The sequence below is a fragment of the Deferrisoma palaeochoriense genome, assembly GCF_054656955.1.
Genome location: NZ_BAAHXI010000185.1, coordinates 1 through 445 on the forward strand (window position 1 = coordinate 1; position 445 = coordinate 445).

General features: G+C 74.8%; 1 protein-coding gene. It reads left to right on the plus strand.

What is annotated here, in order from left to right; all coding sequences use genetic code 11:
• A partial coding sequence (locus tag ACYQ8L_RS18640) for a DUF1614 domain-containing protein (protein WP_459943319.1) occupies positions 1-445 on the plus strand: 445 nt, incomplete at both ends.

Genomic DNA, 445 nt, shown 5'->3' on the forward strand with positions numbered 1-445 from the left:
CTCCTGGCCCTGGGGTTCCGGTTCCGGATGCCGGTCATTGCCCCCCGGCGCGAGACGATCCTGGCCGTGAACCTGGGCGGGGCCGTGATCCCGACCCTGGTGTCCCTCTACCTCCTGGGCCGGGCCGGCTCGCCCCTGGGGTATCTGGCCGCCACGCTGGCCGTCACCTGGGTCGTGCACCGGTTCGCCCGGCCCGTGCCCGGGTTCGGGATCGCCGTGCCCCTTCTGGTGCCGCCGGCCGCGGCGGCCATCGCGGCGCTGGTGTTCAGCCCGGCCGAGGCCGGCCCGGCCGCCTACGTGGCCGGCACCCTGGGCTGTCTGCTGGGGGCCGACCTCCTCAATCTGCCGAAAATCGCCCGGCTCGGGGCGCCCATCGCGTCCATCGGCGGGGCGGGCACCTTCGACGGGGTGTTCCTCTCAGGCGTGATCGCCGTGTTCCTGGCGG